Here is a 16,909-nt window from a genome sequence, read left to right on the forward strand (position 1 = left end):
CAAGAGGAGGAAAAACAGAAGGGGAAATCAGAAAATCGTCGGGACGTAGTACAACATGGCGCTGATAAAACATGGTGTCTCCTGCTGGTTTAAGGTCTGGGTCCTGCTTTATATTTTTTATGGTCTTTTGATGCGCTGAAATTCTGAACTTTATACGTTATTTAGTATTTATTTTTCATATCGCAGTATGCCGTGCTTTATATTTTTTATGTCATCAATTGATGTCTATTTTTTTAATACCTCTTTCGTTTAGTCATTAACACTGCTCTAAAAAAATCCACATAAAGGTGCGTACTTTAAGGTTACTGCACCATGTTGCACGCCACTTCACCAACAAATTGCAGTAATAAATATTCGCTAAAAAAAATCAAAAACGATCAAAAAATATGCTGCTGAAAAATAAAAAAAGTACGACATAAAAATAACTTCATGCCGTACTTTTTTATCCTGCTGCACCTAACGCATTGCCCGTTATTTCATTTGCGGAAACGCGAATTCCGCGCCTGCGCTAGCTGTATTTGGCCAGCGCTGCATCACTGCTTTATGACGTGTATAAAAGCGCACACCTTCAGGTCCATAAATGTGATGATCGCCAAACATACTGCGCTTCCAACCACCGAAACTATTAAACGCCATCGGTACTGGCAATGGCACATTCACCCCTACCATTCCACACTGAATTTGTCGCACAAATTCGCGAGCAACACCGCCATCGCGCGTAAATACAGCAACGCCGTTTCCATACTCATGGGCGTTAATTAATTTAACTGCGCTAGCGACATCGGCCACCCGCAATACGCTTAGTACCGGACCAAAAATCTCTTCCTTATAAATCGACATTTCCGGTGTCACGTGATCGAACAAAGTACCGCCGACGAAGAAGCCTTCATCAAGTCCATCAACTTTATGTCCGCGACCATCGACGACCAACGTTGCTCCCTCTTCCACGCCTTGACCGATCAGACGCTCGATGCGTTGTTTGGCAGCGGCGGAAACGACTGGCCCCATTTCGGCATCTTTATCCATACCGTCTTTTACTTTTAAAGCGCGCGTGCGTTCGGTCAATGCGGCAACCAATTTGTCGCCAGCATCGCCAACCGCGACGGCCACAGAAATCGCCATGCAACGTTCACCGGCGGAGCCGTAAGCCGCGCCGATCAATGCATCAATCGCCATTTGCATATCGGCATCCGGCATCACTACCATATGATTTTTTGCACCGCCCAATGCTTGTACGCGCTTGCCTTGAGCGCAGCCTCTGGCATAGATCGATTCAGCAATTGGCGTAGAGCCGACAAAGCTAATTGCTTGCACATCGGGATGATCAATCAACGCATCAACAGTCGTTTTATCGCCCTGAATAACGTTGAAAACACCGTCTGGCAAACCGGCTTGTTTTAGCATATCGGCCTGCATCAACGAGGTCGATGGATCGCGCTCGGATGGTTTCAAGATAAACGTATTGCCGCAAGCCAGCGCAATCGGAAACATCCACATCGGCACCATTACCGGAAAATTAAATGGCGTAATACCTGCGACCACGCCCAGCGGCTGACGCATGGACCAGGCATCGATACCGCGTGCGATCTGATCAGTAAACTCACCTTTCAGCAATTGCGGAATACCGACAGCGAACTCGATGATTTCAATACCGCGTGCAACCTCACCTTGCGCATCGGCAAAAGTCTTGCCATGTTCACGCGTCAGCACGGCGGCAAATTCATCGGCATGAAGTTGCATCAGTTGCAGATAACGAAATAACACGCGGGCACGCGCCAGCGGCGGCGTATTCGACCACGATGGAAAAGCAGCGCTGGCGGCAGCGACAGCCGCATCCACTTCTTGCACCGTACCCAGCGCTACTTGCGCCACTGGCTTACCGAGCGCTGGATTAAAGACATCGGCATATTTCCCGCTTTGCGTATCGACCACCTGGCCGTTGATAAAGTGAGAAACGATAGGGAGTTGCGACATTATTATTCCGTTCATTCAATGATATTTTTTAGAGATTTCAACATCCTGCAGTGCGTATTTACAACGCTCAGGCAAGTGTTTTAAGGATGCTGGCAAGCTTGCCGATCAACTCGTCGATATGTTTCTTTTCCAGTACCAACGGTGGTGACAGCGCGATGATATCGCCCGTCGTGCGGACTAAAATACCTTCATCGAACGCCTGTTTGAATGCGGAGAAAGCACGTGCGCCGGGCTTACCTGGAATCGTCGCCAATTCAATTCCGGCGATTAAACCGATGCTGCGAATATCGACTACGTGCGGTAAACCTCGCAACGAATGGACCGCATCTTCCCAATATCCGGCAACGCTTTTTGCATTTTCCAGCACGCCATCGTTTTCAAAAATCTCCAGCGATGCCAGAGCCGCAGCGCACGCCAGCGGATGACCGGAGTAGGTGTAGCCGTGGAACAACTCTATGCCCGCAGGACCGTCCATGAAGGCGTCATAGATGTGCTGCTTAACAAAGACTGCGCCCATCGGTACTACCCCGTTGGTCAAACCCTTTGCGGTGGTCACCATATCCGGTTCCACATCGAAATAGTCGAAAGCAAACGGCGTTGTGAGGCGACCAAAGCCGGTAATAACTTCATCAAAAATCAGCAAAATGCCGTGCTTGGTACAGATTTCGCGCAACTTTTGCAGATAGCCTTTTGGCGGGACTAAAACGCCGGTTGAGCCAGCGACCGGCTCAACAATCACGGCCGCGATGTTGGATGCATCATGCAAGGCGACGATGCGCTCTAAATCCTCAGCCAGATGGCCGCCCCATTCAGGCTCGCCTTTGGTGTAGGCGTTTTGTTCAAGATTATGCGTATGCGGCAGATGATCGACACCGGTCAGCAATGAACCGAAACTTTTGCGGTTACCTGAAATACCGCCAACCGAAATGCCGCCAAAACCCACGCCGTGATAGCCGCGTTCGCGCCCGATCAAACGCGTACGCGTGCCATCGCCACGGGCACGGTGATAAGCAATCGCCATCTTCAGCGCAGTATCGACCGATTCAGAGCCGGAATTGGTGTAAAACACTTTGCTGAAGCGGTTATTAGTGTATTGCTTGAGACGCTCGGCCAGCTCAAAAGCAGTCGGATGACCCATCTGAAATGTCGGCGCAAAATCCAGCTTGGCAATCATTTCCTGCACGGCTTTGACGATTTTTGGTTGCGCATGACCCAGCGGCACGCACCACAAACCGGCCGTACCATCCAGAATCTGACGTCCATTTACATCCTGATAATACATACCGGCAGCTGAGGCCAATAGGCGCGGCGCCTCTTTAAAGTCCCGATTTGCCGTGAATGGCATCCAGAAAGCAGACAGATCGGCAGGGCTGGTTGTAGTAGTCATTGCGCGCACCTTTGGTGAGGATTAGTTGGTTGTTTCAAGTGAATTCATTATTGCGAGACACGTCGGATATTGTTAGATACACTTTCGCTATAGTTCAAAAACTGTATTGCTCACTTCAGCCATTTTGTGTATTGCGTATTGCAGTAATAACGTTGCAATATCGTTCCAATAGCATCGCAATATCGTCGCAATAACGTTGTGACAACTTTTTTGCCTCGCGCTATCCGCCCGCCCCCTCATTGGAGCAACTATGAAGCAAGCCCGCGCCAAACCGATTCAATTAACTTTGGACCGACTTTCTCCGAACGGTTTGGTCGATCAAATTTCGGCCGGTCTGACGCAATTGATTTCGCAAGGGATGCTGCGGTCCGGTGAACGATTGCCCTCGGTACGCCAATTCGGCATCGATCAGGGCGTCGGCACCTCGACCGTTGTTGAAGCTTATGAACGTCTAGTCGCCAAAGGCCTGTTGGCTGCGCGGCGCGGCGCGGGCTTCTTTATTGCCTATCAATCTTCACCAACGCTGCCAGTTCCGGTATTTAATCCACCGGAGCCGGTCATCGATTCGGCTTGGTTGCTATCAGAGATGTTCGCGGATGAACGCGTCCCGATTAAAGCAGGATGTGGCTGGCTGCCCGGAAAATGGCTGAATGATGAAGGCTTGCATCAGGCTGAGCGCCGCATCATTCGCGCTCCCGGCGCGCAACAGGTCGGCTATGGCCACCCTTACGGCTACGTGCCGCTACGACAGACTATTAGCCAGTTTCTGACCCATTGGTCGCTCGACGTGCCGGTCGATCACATCCTGACCACGCATGGGGCCACGCAGGCGCTAGATTTGATTATCCGAACCATGGTCAAGCGCGGCGATACCGTGTTCGTCGACGATCCGGGTTACTGCAATCTGATTGCGATGCTGCGGATGGCTGATGTCAACGTTATCGGCATCCCGCGCACCCCCAGCGGGATTGATGCAGAAACGTTAGAAAACCTTGCACGCATCCATAAACCGATTTTGTATTTCACCACTAGCGTATTGCACAATCCCACCGGTACTTCCTATACGCCAGCATGCGCAATGCGGGTGTTACAGGCGGCGGAAAGACATGGCTTTTGGGTAGTTGAAGACGATATTTTCCGAGAACTGGGACAGCCTAACGATCCCATGCTGGCCGCGTTAGATGGTTTGCAACGGGTGATCTATGTCGGCAGTTTTTCGAAAACGGTCGCGCCATCGCTACGCCTTGGTTACATCGCTTGTCAGCGCGAATTGGCGCGGCAATTGGTCCATACCAAAATGGTGTTGACGCTGACCAACTCTGAAATTACCGAGCGTCTGGTGCATAGCGTGCTCACAGAAGGCCATCATCGTCGTCACGTCGATAACCTGTCGGCGTCGCTATTAAATGCCCAGGCGCGTGTCAATGCGCGGCTGATCGAGGCGGGATTAACCCCCTTTGCAACGCCACGCGGCGGTATGTTTTCGTGGGCAAAATTTGATCAGAGCGGCGGCACCAGCGCCAAGCGCCAAAACTTATCTGCTCGCGATATTGCCGATCTTGCACGGCAAAAAGGAATTTGGCTGGCACCCGGCGATTTCTTTCACATGACGCCGCCTGAGCAAGTATGGTTTCGCTTCAATGTGGCGTATTCGGATGTGCCCGAACTGGTCAATTTTTTCCGGGCGTTGTGAGTATCGACCAAGCTTCCTTTACGATTGATTTTTATCCAGTAAGCGGCGATCGCGCTTGGTCGGCCGTCCTTTTATCAGCATAGTCGGTTCATGGAAGTATTTTCTATCCTCTGCAATCACGGTGCGTTTGCTGATACTTGCTTCGGTTTCCAGATAGAGCGTCTGCGCAATGATGGCCGAGCCGCGCACATCGGCAAGGCGCTGGACGACGATCTCCCATTCGTTGGCGCTATTGTTAATCGCCAACTTATCGCCGACTTTGAGATTGTGCGCAGGTTTAACCCGCTCGCCATTAAGGCTCACTTTGCCCGTACTGACCGCGTCGGTCGCCAGTGAACGAGTTTTAAAAAAGCGCGCCGCCCATAGCCATTTATCGATGCGTACGCTATCTACAGAATTTGACATGGCGATTTATTCCTCCTTTTTAGGCTTAAACAGGGTTATCGATATCAATAAACCGATGCTGCAAGCCGAACTGCTCAGCCAGATGACGGCCCAGCGCTTGCACGCCGTAACGTTCGGTTGCATGGTGCCCGGCAGCTAAATAGGCGACGCCCGATTCACGCGCCAGATGCACGGTCGGCTCCGAAATTTCGCCGCTAAGATAAACGCTGGCACCCGCCGCAATTGCTTCGCCCAAAAAATTCTGTGCGGCACCTGTGCACCACGCAATCTGTCCCAGTGGCTGATCCGGGTCGCCGATCAGCGTCGGCTTACGCTGCAATTTGCGTTCAATCAATTGCGCCCATGCACCAACCGTTTTCACGGCCGGATCGGCGATACTGCCCAGCCAGCCCAGACCATCGTCGCCGAAACGACCGTGCGGAATCAACCCAAGTTCCTGCGCCAATTGCGCGTTGTTACCCAACTCAGCATGGCCATCTAGCGGCAAATGATAGGCAAATAGATTAATGTCGTGCGTCAAAAGCAATTTCAGTCTATTGTGTTTGAGACCTATCACGCGGGCATCCTCACCTTTCCAGAAATAGCCGTGATGCACGAGGATGGCATCTGCTCCCGCGTCAACAGCAGCTTCAAGCAAAGCCTGACTAGCCGTAACCCCAGTAACCAAGGAAGAGATTTCACTGCGCCCTTCCACCTGCAAGCCGTTTGGGCAATAATCACGGTATTGTGTAATATTTAGCATGTCCGCTAAATAATTTGCGAGCTGCACCCGGCTGACTGAGTTTGCGTTATTAGCGCCATTATTTCCGGTCTCTTTCCCCACCAACTTTTGATTCATTTTCTTACCTTTATATGCGACGTTTCTGGCTACTGTTTGCGCAAACCGTAACGATCGGTTTAGCGATTTGGTTCATTGTAACGACCCTGAAACCCGAGTGGGTTAACGGCGCGTTAGTCGGCAATACGCGACTGCACATCGCCACATCCAAAGTCCCATTACAAGAGGCCCCTCCCGGCACGATCATTCAGGACTCGTATCGCGCGGCCTCGAAACGGGCTATGCCGTCGGTGGTGAATATCTTTACCAGCAAGGAAGCCAAGCCGTCCACGAATCCGTTCATGCAGGACCCCTTGTTCAAGAAATATTTTGGCGATCGCTCGGACGAGCCGGAAGAAAAACAATCCAGTCTTGGCTCCGGTGTGATTGTCAGTTCGCAAGGCTACATCCTGACCAATAATCACGTGGTCGAAGCCGCCGATGAAATTGAAGTCGCACTGGCCGATGGCCGCAAAGCTTCCGCTAAAGTAGTCGGTGCCGATCCTGACACCGATCTGGCCGTCATCAAGATCGATCTGCCAAACTTACCGGCAATTACGCTTGGCCGTATCGATCAGGCTAGCGTCGGCGATGTGGTATTGGCGATAGGCAATCCTTTTGGCGTAGGACAGACTGTCACCATGGGGATTATTTCTGCCCTAGGCCGCAGCCATCTTGGCATCAATGCATTTGAGGACTTTATTCAAACCGACGCGGCCATCAATCCGGGCAATTCAGGCGGTGCACTGGTCGACACGAACGGCAATCTGCTCGGTATCAACACTGCGATTTACTCACGCACCGGCGGTTCGCTGGGGATTGGTTTTGCGATTCCGGTTTCCACTGCTAAAACAGTGATGGAATCGATCATCAACACTGGCAGCGTGGTACGTGGCTATATCGGCGTTGAGCCGCAAGACATTACGCCGGAACTGGCAGAGAGCTTTGGTCTGAAACAAAAGACTGGTGCGATTATTGCTGGCGTACTGAAAAATGGCCCAGCTGATAGAGCAGGTCTGAAGCCCGGCGATATTCTGGTGGCGATCAATGATACTAACGTTGCCGACACGACCAGCTTGCTCAATCTGGTGGCGAAATTTGCACCCGGCAGTAAGGTGAAAATGGTCGTCATACGCAAGACAAAACAGTTGTCCATCGATTTAACTATCGGCAAGCGCCCTTTGGTAAAACACCAGGAACAGGAATAATTCCTTTTCGCCAGCCATCGCATCGATGGTCATTGCTCACCCGACCTGATCGGGGTGGAAGACCTAGGTTTAGGCGTACAGCCGTGCGGCAATCCTCCTTTATTTAAGGATGATGATTGTCCGCATAGCGCGGCAGATTTAGAAAAAGTTGGATAGAAAGAAAATCAATGCACGTGCATGACTTGAAGCAATATTTAGCAGAACTATCTGAAAATAATAACCGTGCGTGGTTTGTCATGAACAAACCGCGTTACGACATTTTGCGCATCGAATTTTTGGAATTAGTAGTTCGTCTGATCGGTGAAATTACGCGTTTCGATCCTGCGGTTGCTGCCTGCAATCCCAAAAAAGCGCTGTTTAGAATCAATCGCGACATGCGCTTTTCGCACGATAAAAATCCTTACAAAACCACCTTTTCTGCGGCAATAACCGCCAGTGGCCTGAAACGGCCCAGTCAAGGCGGTGGCCCGATGTATTACTTCCACGTCAATTCCGAGGGCATGCTGCGTATCGCCGCGGGCGAATATATTCCGCCAGCAGATCGCTTGCGTGCCATCCGTCAACAAATCGCCACCGATAGCACTGGCTTTGGCAAACTGCTAAAAAATAAAAAACTTCTGGCAAGTTATGACGGCCTGGAAACCGGCGAACAATTGGTGCGTCCACCCAAAGGCTTTGATGCCGATACACCGTATATCGACTACATCAGACTCAAAAGTTATCTTGTGCGCAAGGAACAGCCGCTGAAGAAAATGCTGGGAGATGCGTTGGAGCAGGAATTGGTTGCCAGCTTCAAAGATGCTTATCCGCTGGTAAATTGGCTGCGACAAATCAATACGCCGATTGAAGAGGAAATCTGAGCTATACAGACCACTGACCCAGCGCCGTGGTGGGTGGAACATGGGCAATAAAAAGAAATGGCTTAGCGAACTATCGTTCGCTAAGCCATTTTTCTTTTACAGCATTCAAATCGTTTCTTCTGCATCCTTCGGCGCTTGCGTCGCCTTGACGAACAACGGCGCCACCAGCAGGCCGACCTCGTATAAAACGCACAGAGGAACGGCTAGCAATAGCTGACTCATGATATCTGGTGGAGTGACAACCGCTGCGATAACAAATGCACCGACAATCACATAAGGGCGAATCGCCTTGAGTTTTTCCAATGATACCAAGCCCATCCGAACCAGCACAATCACGACAATCGGCACCTCAAAAGTCATACCGAAAGCGATGAACATCGTCATCACAAAATCAAAGTAGCTGTCGATATCCGGCGCGACCGAGATGGATTTTGGCGCAAAGTTATTGATGAAATGAAAAATCACCTTAAACACCAGGAAATAACAGAAGGCAACCCCGGTGATAAATAACAGCGATGACGAGATCACCAACGGCGCAATCAGTTTCTTTTCATGCGCATATAAACCCGGTGCAATGAATGCCCACAATTGATACAGCACCCACGGCAAGGCAATGACAAAGGCCACTAGCAGTGTGACTTTAACGGGAATTAAAAACGGCGTAATCACGCCGGTTGCGATCATTTTGCTGCCCGTAGGAAGCGCAGCAATCATCGGTGCGGCTAAAAAATCGTAGATATTCGCGGCAAATGGCATCAGGCACAAAAACACCACAATAATAGCGATCGACGCTTTCATGATGCGGTTGCGCAGCTCTATCAGATGCGAGATAAAGGTTTCCTCGACAGGGCTGGTTTTTTGTTCTTCAGTCATGAATGGCTAAGGCATTTTTTTGCAGACTAGCCTGCTGGCGCAGTGGGGACAAGCGCGAAAGGTTGGCGCCCACGGCGCCGTTGCATAAGAGCCGCTTCATGCGTAAAACGAACCGGAATTTTTAGGTGTGCTGGCGGGACGATATTTGGAAACCCGTGCTGCGCCCGATATCACGCGCACTCTGCGACCACTCTGATTTTTGTACCAACCGGGAACGGCGCTGTTTTTGGCGAGTTTTTTCTTACGAAAATTTTTGGCCTTGATCGCCAGCTGCTCTGTGGTCCCGGTCCTTACGTAAGTCGCGGACGGCGTATCGTCCCAGGCCGAATGCAGCGAATCCCGGGTATCTGCAATAGTCTGGGTAACACTACTTTCAAAACCGCTGGCTGCTTCCTGCACGTCTTTCTGCATCTTGCGCAGTTCTTCGATTTCAATCTCACGACTGACTTCGGATTTGACCTCATTGATATAACGTTGCGCACGACCAAACAACGAGCCCGCCATGCGGGCTACGGTCGGCAATTTTTCCGGTCCAATGACAACCAGTGCCACAACACCAATTACGGCAAGTTTCGTAAGGCCAATATCAATCATGAGGTAGTTACGGCAATCGTTAAGTCACGCACGGCAACAATAAAGCCGCGCTGATGACGTTAACTCAGAAACCGGTTTTATCCTGTTCTTTGGCTGCGACGTCAATGGTCGGCTTCGGAGCTTGTGTTGCATCCGCTGCTTTCTCTTCTTCGCCTTTTACGCCGTCTTTAAAACCTTTAACGGCCTTGCCCAGATCAGAGCCCATATTGCCAATTTTCTTGGTCCCGAATACCAACATGACGATTACCAGCACGATTAACCAGTGCCAAATACTGAACGAACCCATATTTTCTCCTTGCCGGACGCATATGTCCGGAATCTAATCACAACACAACCAAAGCGATGTTCTGGTTTTGCTGTGCATTTAATTTATAGTCTTACCGTATCCCGCAATTACATTTTCCTTGCATCATTCTTTGCACCGTATGTGAATCAATGCTGCCCTTTCCAAGGGCGCGGGCCACCGATTACGTGCAGATGTAAATGATATACCTCTTGGCCGCCGTTGGGACCGGTGTTAATCAAAGTCTTAAAACCACCGCCAGCCTGGCCATCGGCGTCAACCTGATAACCGCAACCCTGCTCTTGCGCCAATCGTGGCACGAGGAGCATCATTTTACCCAGCAAAGCCGCATTCTGCTCGCTACAATCTGCCAGCGTAGCAATATGTTGCTTTGGAATAATCAAAAAATGGACCGGTGCTGCCGGATTATGGTCAGGAAACGCCACCACGTCGTCATCTTCATAGATGAACTTGACTGGAATCTGTTTAGCAGCGATCTTGCAAAAAATACAGTTATCCAAATTATCTCCACCTGTCAAAGGGTATAAATTGATCCAAAATCGTTATGCAGAGGTTTGCGAATATGGCAAAAACAATCAGGCAATGCCGGTCGTTCAAGTTGCATATCCCGATTAAAAGCGATTTTGCCCACATCGCCGATTGCTGCTGACGACACGCGGAAACTCAGGTTTTGATGCCATCAATTTTTGCCGAGGTTTTTGCTTCTTCCGCCTCACGCGTGGTGAGTTTGCGGTTAGCCTTCTCTTCGATCCCCGACAATCCCTCGCGGCGCGCCAGCTCATCAAGCACATCCTGCGGCGTCAAATCGAACTGCGCCAACATAATCATCGAATGAAACCAGAGATCCGCACATTCATACAGAACATGCGATTTATCGCCATCAACGCGCGCATCCTTGGCCGCCATCACCGTTTCTGTAGCTTCTTCACCAATTTTTTTCAAAATGGCATCGTCGCCCTTCGAAAACAAACGCGCGACATACGATTTTTCAGGATCGCCGCCATTTACCAGCTTGCGCGACTCAATGACTTCGGCCAGCCGCCGTAATGTTTCACTCATAATGCGGACTCATTGTTCATTTGTAGATGGTCTCAGGATTTTTCAGCACCGGCTCAACCGCATTCCAGGCACCGCTTTTTTCCGATCCCTCAAACTTTTGGAAAAAGCAGGAATGGCGCCCCGTATGACAAGCGATGGCGCCAGCTTGCTCGACTTTCAACAGCACGACGTCTTCATCGCAATCCAACCGTATTTCGTGTACTTTTTGAACGTGGCCGGATTCTTCGCCTTTGTGCCATAGCTTTTTGCGTGAACGGCTCCAATACACCGCCTCACCCAGCGCCACGGTTTTAGCCAGCGCATCACGATTCATCCAGGCGAACATCAACACATCGCCAGAGCCGACTTCCTGGGCGATCACCGGCACCAGACCGTACTCGTCCCATTTGACCTTATTTAACCAGCTCACACTCATGCCAGCCTCATCGGAATCTGTTGTGCAGCCATAAATCGTTTCGCTTCTTGCACCGTATGTTGCCCATAATGAAAAATACTCGCCGCCAAAACGGCGTCGGCACGACCAATTTTGATACCATCAGCCAGATCTTGCAAACCACCCACGCCACCAGAAGCAATCACTGGAATTCTAACCGCGTTCGAAACAGCGCTAGTCAGCGCCAGATCGAAACCAACTTTAGTGCCATCGCGATCCATGCTGGTCAGCAGGATTTCACCTGCGCCTAGCAGCTCCATCTTTTGCGCCCATTCAATGGCATCCAATCCAGTCGCCTGACGGCCGCCATGGGTAAATACTTCCCACTTTCCCGGCGCTGTCTGCTTGGCGTCGATTGCGACCACGATGCATTGCGAACCGTACTTGCTAGCCGCATCCGCGACTAATTGCGGATTGGTCACGGCCGAAGTGTTAATGCTGACCTTATCAGCGCCAGCATTCAATAACCGCCGTACATCGGAAACCACGCGCACGCCACCACCGACCGTCAATGGAATAAATACCTGCGACGCTACCGCTTCGATGATGTCGAGAATCAGATCGCGATTGTCGGAAGAGGCAGTAATGTCGAGGAAAGTAATCTCATCCGCACCCTGTTCATCATAGCGACGCGCAATTTCAACCGGATCGCCAGCATCGCGCAACTCGGTAAAATTAACGCCCTTGACGACGCGACCGTTGGTCACATCAAGGCAAGGGATAATGCGTTTAGCAAGGGTCATGGTTGATCAGCGTCTGGCTGCTCCAACAATTCTTCATCAATATCATCGTAGTCGGTCAATCCATCGGCACGCTCTTGCGCGCTGCGCAAATCTAACGTGCCTTCATAGATCGAACGGCCGCAAATCACGCCTTCGATGCCTTCATCCTGTACTTCGCACAGCGCCTCAACATCTTTGATGTCATGCACGCCACCCGAAGCAATCACCGGAATAGTCATGCTTTGCGCCAATTTCACAGTTGCTTCAATATTCACGCCGCCCATCATGCCGTCACGGCCAATATCGGTATAAATGATCGAGTTGCAACCGTAGTCTTCGAATTTTTTAGCCAGATCGATAACTTCGTGCCCAGATAACTTGCTCCAGCCATCGGTTGCCACTTTGCCATCTTTAGCGTCCAATCCGACAATAATCTGCCCAGGAAAAGCGCTGCACGCATCGTGCAAAAAGCCCGGATTCTTGACGGCGGCTGTACCGATAATGATATAGCTCAGGCCGTCATCGAGATAACGCTCAATGGTATCCAGATCGCGAATCCCACCGCCCAGTTGCACCGGAATTTCGTCGATGCCATGGGCCAGTGCAAATTCTCGCACTGACTTGATGATGGATTTCACTGCGGCTTCGTTTTTCGGCTTTCCAGCAAAAGCACCGTTGAGATCAACCAGATGCAGGCGACGTGCGCCCTGCTCCAGCCAATGCAGCGCCATTTTGCCTGGATCATCGGAAAACACAGTGGCTTGGTTCATATCGCCTTGTTTAAGGCGAACACAGTGACCGTCTTTCAGGTCGATGGCAGGTATCAGCAGCATGGCTACGGTATAAAAGGAGAGTTAGAAAAATAAGACAAAAACATCAAATAAGTGCTAAACCGGTCGCCTCGCACTCAAGGTTTCCAGTGAACAAAGTTCTTGTACAGCTGCAAACCAGCGGAGGCACTTTTCTCCGGATGGAACTGCGTAGCGAAAATATTATCACGCGCGACCGCGCAACTGAACGGTGCGCCGTAATGTGTCTCGCCAACGGTGTGCGTAGAATCGCTGGGAACAGCGTAATAACTATGCACAAAATAGAAATAGGCGTCATCGGCAACATCTTTCCACAACGGATGTGGCAGCGTTTGATGGACCCGATTCCAGCCCATTTGCGGGACTTTGAAGCGTGAGCCGTCTTCCTGCAACTGGTCGTCTAGCTGAAAACGCACAACTTTGCCGGGCAACAAACCCAAACCTGGCGTATCGCCCTCTTCACTCCAGTCAAACAACATTTGCTCGCCAATACATACACCCAACAAAGGCTTGCTGCGCGCTGCTTCCATCACGGCTTCCTGCACACCGGATTCGCGCAAGCTGCGCATGCAATCGTGCATAGCGCCCTGACCGGGCAAGACAATTCTGTCGGCGGCCTGAATATCAGCGACCTCACCAGAAATGCGGACATCGACTTCAGGTGCGACCTGACGCAGCGCTTGCGCTACAGAGCGCAAATTACCAACGCCATAATCAACTACAACAATTTTTTTCATGATAAAAAACACAGTCCGGACAAAGAATAACGACGCTTAAAGACTACCCTTAGTCGAGGGAATCACACCTAGCGAACGTGGGTCAAGTTCAACAGCCATGCGTAATGCCCGACCGAAAGCCTTGAATACGGTTTCGCACTGATGGTGCGCATTTTCGCCGCGTAAGTTATCGATGTGCAACGAAACCAGTGCGTGATTCACGAAGCCCTGAAAAAATTCGTGCGTCAGATCAACGTCGAACGCGCCGATCATGGCGCGTTTAAAAGGTACATGGAATTCGAGTTCAGGACGACCTGAAAAGTCGATGACCACCCGCGACAAAGCCTCATCCAGCGGCACATACGCGTGACCGTAACGACGTATCCCTTTTTTGTCGCCTATCGCTTGCGCAAAAGCTTGTCCAAGCGTAATGCCCACATCTTCCACCGTATGATGCGCATCAATATGCAAATCGCCGACTGCCTCGACCTCAATATCGATCAGGCCATGACGCACAATCTGATCCAGCATATGGTCCAGAAAAGGTACGCCGGTATTCAGTTTTTTCTGACCGGTACCGTCAATATTGATGGCGACGCGAATTTGCGTCTCATTAGTGTTGCGGGTAATCGCTGCTGTACGGGGGGTAGACATGTTCAGATTGAGACCAAAGTGACGATAAAAAACCCTTTTATAGGGCGTCGAGAGTGGGTAATACGGATAATTCTTTGATTTCTGTTGCTTTTCTAAGGCCATCCTTAGCGGAGGAGCGCCTAACCAGAATACCGCCCCATTTTACCGGGATTTTGATGCAAGATTCACCTGACGGCAGATTATCCCAAAAGACCATTTTTAGTCATGCTATAGCCTATTCGCTATTTCCGACAAGAAACTCAGACCGGCACGGATTCATCCGACTTTTGGCTATCGCTATGCGCCAGACGCCGCTCTATCAAAGCACAATATTCAGGATTCAATTCAAATCCTACAAAGTTGCGCCCGCAGCGCTGCGCCGCCACCGCCGTTGTACCGCTGCCCATGAACGGATCCAGCACGACGCCGCCTGGAGGGCAAGACGCCTTGATCATGCGCTCGACAATTTCCAACGGCTTCTGAGTAGGATGGTCCGCACGTTCGCGATGCTCACGATGTAAGCGCGATACGCTCCAGACGTCTTTGGGGTTATAGCCTAATTCCAGCCATTTGGCACCGACAAAGATAGAGCGTGAACGGGCTTTTTTAGTCTCAACATCATAAGGAATCCGAATCGCATCGAGATCGAAATAATGATCCTTGGCCCGGGCAAAAAAACCTATCGTGTCATGGACCGACGAATAACGCCTGGTGCCGCCGCCCATGGAGGGCACACGACGATCCCAGATAATCTCGTTAAGCATCGTCATGCGCTGCTTTAACATGACAAATATTTCTGGTGAGTAACGCCAGGTCAGAAAGATGTAAAGACTGCCGTTTGGCTTTAATTTCGGCAGCGCCGCATCGATCCACTCTTCCGTCCAGCGCAGATAGGCAGCAGTGTCCAATTTATCGGAATCGTTGCCGTAATCCTTGCCCAGTCCGTAAGGCGGATCGGCCAGCAACAAATCTACCGAGCCGTCCGGAATCCGCGCCATGCCTTGTATCGCGTCTTCACCAAAAATCTTATTTTGCCAACTCAGCATATCAACGACCCAGCGCGGTCATTTGGTGCCGTCTTTAAGACGATACTCAGCAGAGCGCGCATGCGCCTGTAAACCTTCACCAAGCGCGAGTTCGGCAGCAATTTTGCCTAAAGTCTGGGCGCCGGCTTCACTGATATTAATCATGCTTGAGCGCTTTTGAAAATCGTACACGCCCAGCGGCGATGAAAAACGTGCAGTACGCGAAGTCGGCAATACGTGATTTGGACCAGCACAATAATCGCCCAGCGACTCTGAAGAAAAGCGTCCCAGAAACATCGCACCGGCATGGCGAACCTGCTGCGCCCAATGCTCAGGATCGGCTGCGGAGATTTCCAAATGTTCGGCAGCGATCAGATTGGCAATCTCGCAAGCGTGCTCCATGTCGCGCACACTGATTAATGCACCACGGTTTGTTAGCGAGGCGCGAATGATTTCGTGGCGCGGCATGTCCGCCAATTGACGATTAATGCTAGCTTCAACCTTGTCGATATAGGCCGGATCGGGACACAACAAAATCGACTGGGCCAACTCATCATGCTCGGCTTGCGAAAACAGATCCATCGCAATCCAGTCAGGATCGGTTGTTCCATCGCAAATCACTAAAATTTCGGAAGGTCCGGCGATCATGTCAATGCCGACGGTGCCAAAGACGCGTCGTTTAGCTGCTGCGACATAGGCGTTACCCGGGCCGACAATTTTATCGACTTGTGGAATAGTTGCTGTGCCATAAGCCAGCGCGCCAACTGCCTGGGCGCCGCCAATGGTAAATACGCGATCAACACCGGCAATGGCAGCAGCAGCCAATACCAATGGATTTTTAACACCATCCGGGGTTGGGACCACCATGATGATTTCCTGCACGCCAGCAACCTTGGCCGGAATCGCATTCATCAGCACCGACGATGGATACGCAGCCTTGCCGCCCGGCACATAAATACCAACGCGATCCAGCGGTGTGACTTTTTGACCGAGCACCGTGCCATCAGCTTCGGTATAGCTAAAGCCATCCGATCCGCACTCTTGCTTCTGACGTTCGTGATAAGCGCGCACCCGGTCGGCAGCAGCTTGCAACGCCTCGCGGCGAACCGGGGTCAATTGCATTAATGCCGCTTGCAACTCATCTTGTCCAATTTCTAGCGCCAGCATACTGTCAGCATCAAGCCGGTCAAACTGATTGGTATACGCCAGCACCGCAGCATCGCCACGAATCTTCACATCTGCCAAAATCTGCGCTACCGCATGGTCGATGGCATCGTCTTCACTTGCATCGAACGCCAGCACCGCCGACAGTTGCGCCTGAAAATCGGCGTCAGTCGCATTCAGTTTTCTGATTTTTATGGTCATGATCGTGTCTAACTTACTCGGGATATTCGCTT

19 protein-coding genes are annotated in these 16,909 nt (G+C 51.0%); 3 read left to right on the forward strand and 16 right to left on the reverse strand.

The features are described 5' to 3' along the window. Positions 1 to 471: 471 nt before the first annotated feature. Positions 472 to 1,974 carry a CoA-acylating methylmalonate-semialdehyde dehydrogenase gene (locus C7W93_RS23515; protein ID WP_108442770.1) on the reverse strand — a complete coding sequence of 501 codons (1,503 nt, stop codon included), beginning with the start codon at positions 1,972 to 1,974 and terminating at the stop codon, positions 472 to 474. A 67-nt stretch (positions 1,975 to 2,041) separates the two neighbouring features. Beyond that, complete coding sequence (locus C7W93_RS23520) at positions 2,042 to 3,361, reverse strand: aspartate aminotransferase family protein (protein WP_108442771.1); 1,320 nt, start codon at positions 3,359 to 3,361, stop codon at positions 2,042 to 2,044. A 250-nt stretch (positions 3,362 to 3,611) separates the two neighbouring features. On the opposite strand from C7W93_RS23520, the gene C7W93_RS23525 reads away from it, so the two are divergent. Continuing rightward, positions 3,612 to 5,054, forward strand: a complete 1,443-nt coding sequence (locus C7W93_RS23525) for a PLP-dependent aminotransferase family protein (RefSeq protein WP_108442772.1) — start codon at positions 3,612 to 3,614, stop codon at positions 5,052 to 5,054. 18 nt (positions 5,055 to 5,072) lie between these two features. Here C7W93_RS23525 and C7W93_RS23530 read toward each other — a convergent pair whose 3' ends face one another. Both C7W93_RS23530 and C7W93_RS23535 read right to left on the reverse strand, forming a co-directional pair. Beyond that, complete coding sequence (locus tag C7W93_RS23530; RefSeq protein WP_108442773.1) at positions 5,073 to 5,459, reverse strand: RNA-binding S4 domain-containing protein; 387 nt, start codon at positions 5,457 to 5,459, stop codon at positions 5,073 to 5,075. Positions 5,460 to 5,484: 25 nt separating this feature from the next. Then, the gene (locus tag C7W93_RS23535) at positions 5,485 to 6,297 is read right to left on the reverse strand and encodes a Nif3-like dinuclear metal center hexameric protein (protein ID WP_108442774.1); all 813 of its coding nucleotides are present in this window, start codon (positions 6,295 to 6,297) and stop codon (positions 5,485 to 5,487) included. A 14-nt stretch (positions 6,298 to 6,311) separates the two neighbouring features. Here C7W93_RS23535 and C7W93_RS23540 point away from each other — a divergent pair, with 14 nt between their 5' ends. Together C7W93_RS23540 and C7W93_RS23545 are read left to right on the forward strand one after the other, a co-directional pair. After that, positions 6,312 to 7,484 carry a S1C family serine protease gene (locus C7W93_RS23540; protein WP_108442775.1) on the forward strand — a complete coding sequence of 391 codons (1,173 nt, stop codon included), beginning with the start codon at positions 6,312 to 6,314 and terminating at the stop codon, positions 7,482 to 7,484. Between the two features lie 167 nt (positions 7,485 to 7,651). Continuing rightward, positions 7,652 to 8,344 carry a DUF2461 domain-containing protein gene (locus C7W93_RS23545; RefSeq protein ID WP_108442776.1) on the forward strand — a complete coding sequence of 231 codons (693 nt, stop codon included), beginning with the start codon at positions 7,652 to 7,654 and terminating at the stop codon, positions 8,342 to 8,344. 105 nt (positions 8,345 to 8,449) lie between these two features. On the opposite strand, the gene tatC is transcribed toward C7W93_RS23545, so the two are convergent. The 12 genes from tatC to hisD form a co-directional block, all read right to left on the reverse strand. Further along, on the reverse strand, positions 8,450 to 9,217 hold the full coding sequence (tatC, locus tag C7W93_RS23550) for a twin-arginine translocase subunit TatC (RefSeq protein ID WP_108442777.1): 768 nt from the start codon (positions 9,215 to 9,217) through the stop codon (positions 8,450 to 8,452). Positions 9,218 to 9,313: 96 nt separating this feature from the next. Next, positions 9,314 to 9,811: a Sec-independent protein translocase protein TatB gene (gene tatB, locus C7W93_RS23555; protein WP_108442778.1), complete on the reverse strand. Its 498-nt coding sequence runs from the start codon at positions 9,809 to 9,811 to the stop codon at positions 9,314 to 9,316. A 64-nt stretch (positions 9,812 to 9,875) separates the two neighbouring features. Beyond that, on the reverse strand, positions 9,876 to 10,097 hold the full coding sequence (tatA, locus tag C7W93_RS23560; RefSeq protein ID WP_108442779.1) for a Sec-independent protein translocase subunit TatA: 222 nt from the start codon (positions 10,095 to 10,097) through the stop codon (positions 9,876 to 9,878). Between the two features lie 146 nt (positions 10,098 to 10,243). Beyond that, positions 10,244 to 10,615 carry a histidine triad nucleotide-binding protein gene (locus tag C7W93_RS23565; RefSeq protein WP_108442780.1) on the reverse strand — a complete coding sequence of 124 codons (372 nt, stop codon included), beginning with the start codon at positions 10,613 to 10,615 and terminating at the stop codon, positions 10,244 to 10,246. A 163-nt stretch (positions 10,616 to 10,778) separates the two neighbouring features. After that, complete coding sequence (locus C7W93_RS23570) at positions 10,779 to 11,174, reverse strand: phosphoribosyl-ATP diphosphatase (RefSeq protein WP_108442781.1); 396 nt, start codon at positions 11,172 to 11,174, stop codon at positions 10,779 to 10,781. 16 nt (positions 11,175 to 11,190) lie between these two features. After that, positions 11,191 to 11,589, reverse strand: a complete 399-nt coding sequence (gene hisI, locus C7W93_RS23575) for a phosphoribosyl-AMP cyclohydrolase (RefSeq protein ID WP_108442782.1) — start codon at positions 11,587 to 11,589, stop codon at positions 11,191 to 11,193. Then, the gene (hisF, locus tag C7W93_RS23580; RefSeq protein ID WP_108442783.1) at positions 11,586 to 12,350 is read right to left on the reverse strand and encodes an imidazole glycerol phosphate synthase subunit HisF; all 765 of its coding nucleotides are present in this window, start codon (positions 12,348 to 12,350) and stop codon (positions 11,586 to 11,588) included. Before hisF ends, hisI begins: the two co-directional genes overlap by 4 nt. Continuing rightward, positions 12,347 to 13,162: a 1-(5-phosphoribosyl)-5-[(5-phosphoribosylamino)methylideneamino]imidazole-4-carboxamide isomerase gene (gene hisA, locus C7W93_RS23585; protein WP_108442784.1), complete on the reverse strand. Its 816-nt coding sequence runs from the start codon at positions 13,160 to 13,162 to the stop codon at positions 12,347 to 12,349. The genes hisF and hisA overlap by 4 nt, the downstream gene beginning before the upstream one ends. A gap of 74 nt (positions 13,163 to 13,236) precedes the next feature. Beyond that, positions 13,237 to 13,875 carry an imidazole glycerol phosphate synthase subunit HisH gene (gene hisH, locus C7W93_RS23590; RefSeq protein ID WP_108442785.1) on the reverse strand — a complete coding sequence of 213 codons (639 nt, stop codon included), beginning with the start codon at positions 13,873 to 13,875 and terminating at the stop codon, positions 13,237 to 13,239. 36 nt (positions 13,876 to 13,911) lie between these two features. Further along, the gene (gene hisB, locus C7W93_RS23595; protein WP_108442919.1) at positions 13,912 to 14,508 is read right to left on the reverse strand and encodes an imidazoleglycerol-phosphate dehydratase HisB; all 597 of its coding nucleotides are present in this window, start codon (positions 14,506 to 14,508) and stop codon (positions 13,912 to 13,914) included. A gap of 239 nt (positions 14,509 to 14,747) precedes the next feature. Then, the gene (locus C7W93_RS23600; protein ID WP_108442786.1) at positions 14,748 to 15,533 is read right to left on the reverse strand and encodes a site-specific DNA-methyltransferase; all 786 of its coding nucleotides are present in this window, start codon (positions 15,531 to 15,533) and stop codon (positions 14,748 to 14,750) included. Between the two features lie 18 nt (positions 15,534 to 15,551). Continuing rightward, positions 15,552 to 16,877 (reverse strand): histidinol dehydrogenase, encoded by a 1,326-nt coding sequence (gene hisD, locus C7W93_RS23605; RefSeq protein ID WP_108442787.1) that lies wholly within the window; start codon positions 16,875 to 16,877, stop codon positions 15,552 to 15,554. Positions 16,878 to 16,909 lie beyond the last annotated feature (32 nt).

Origin of the sequence: Glaciimonas sp. PCH181, from assembly GCF_003056055.1 — a bacterium.
Lineage (GTDB): Bacteria > Pseudomonadota > Gammaproteobacteria > Burkholderiales > Burkholderiaceae_D > Glaciimonas.

Bases quoted from the DNA above. Each gene is read 5' to 3' on its own strand.
- C7W93_RS23515 (WP_108442770.1), bottom strand. From the start codon at position 1,974: ATGTCGCAACTCCCTATCGTTTCTCACTTTATCAACGGCCAGGTGGTC.
- C7W93_RS23520 (WP_108442771.1), bottom strand. From the start codon at position 3,361: ATGACTACTACAACCAGCCCTGCCGATCTGTCTGCTTTCTGGATGCCA.
- C7W93_RS23525 (WP_108442772.1), top strand. From the start codon at position 3,612: ATGAAGCAAGCCCGCGCCAAACCGATTCAATTAACTTTGGACCGACTT.
- C7W93_RS23530 (WP_108442773.1), bottom strand. From the start codon at position 5,459: ATGTCAAATTCTGTAGATAGCGTACGCATCGATAAATGGCTATGGGCG.
- C7W93_RS23535 (WP_108442774.1), bottom strand. From the start codon at position 6,297: ATGAATCAAAAGTTGGTGGGGAAAGAGACCGGAAATAATGGCGCTAAT.
- C7W93_RS23540 (WP_108442775.1), top strand. From the start codon at position 6,312: ATGCGACGTTTCTGGCTACTGTTTGCGCAAACCGTAACGATCGGTTTA.
- C7W93_RS23545 (WP_108442776.1), top strand. From the start codon at position 7,652: ATGCACGTGCATGACTTGAAGCAATATTTAGCAGAACTATCTGAAAAT.
- tatC (WP_108442777.1), bottom strand. From the start codon at position 9,217: ATGACTGAAGAACAAAAAACCAGCCCTGTCGAGGAAACCTTTATCTCG.
- tatB (WP_108442778.1), bottom strand. From the start codon at position 9,811: ATGATTGATATTGGCCTTACGAAACTTGCCGTAATTGGTGTTGTGGCA.
- tatA (WP_108442779.1), bottom strand. From the start codon at position 10,097: ATGGGTTCGTTCAGTATTTGGCACTGGTTAATCGTGCTGGTAATCGTC.
- C7W93_RS23570 (WP_108442781.1), bottom strand. From the start codon at position 11,174: ATGAGTGAAACATTACGGCGGCTGGCCGAAGTCATTGAGTCGCGCAAG.
- hisI (WP_108442782.1), bottom strand. From the start codon at position 11,589: ATGAGTGTGAGCTGGTTAAATAAGGTCAAATGGGACGAGTACGGTCTG.
- hisF (WP_108442783.1), bottom strand. From the start codon at position 12,350: ATGACCCTTGCTAAACGCATTATCCCTTGCCTTGATGTGACCAACGGT.
- hisA (WP_108442784.1), bottom strand. From the start codon at position 13,162: ATGCTGCTGATACCTGCCATCGACCTGAAAGACGGTCACTGTGTTCGC.
- hisH (WP_108442785.1), bottom strand. From the start codon at position 13,875: ATGAAAAAAATTGTTGTAGTTGATTATGGCGTTGGTAATTTGCGCTCT.
- hisB (WP_108442919.1), bottom strand. From the start codon at position 14,508: ATGTCTACCCCCCGTACAGCAGCGATTACCCGCAACACTAATGAGACG.
- C7W93_RS23600 (WP_108442786.1), bottom strand. From the start codon at position 15,533: ATGCTGAGTTGGCAAAATAAGATTTTTGGTGAAGACGCGATACAAGGC.
- hisD (WP_108442787.1), bottom strand. From the start codon at position 16,877: ATGACCATAAAAATCAGAAAACTGAATGCGACTGACGCCGATTTTCAG.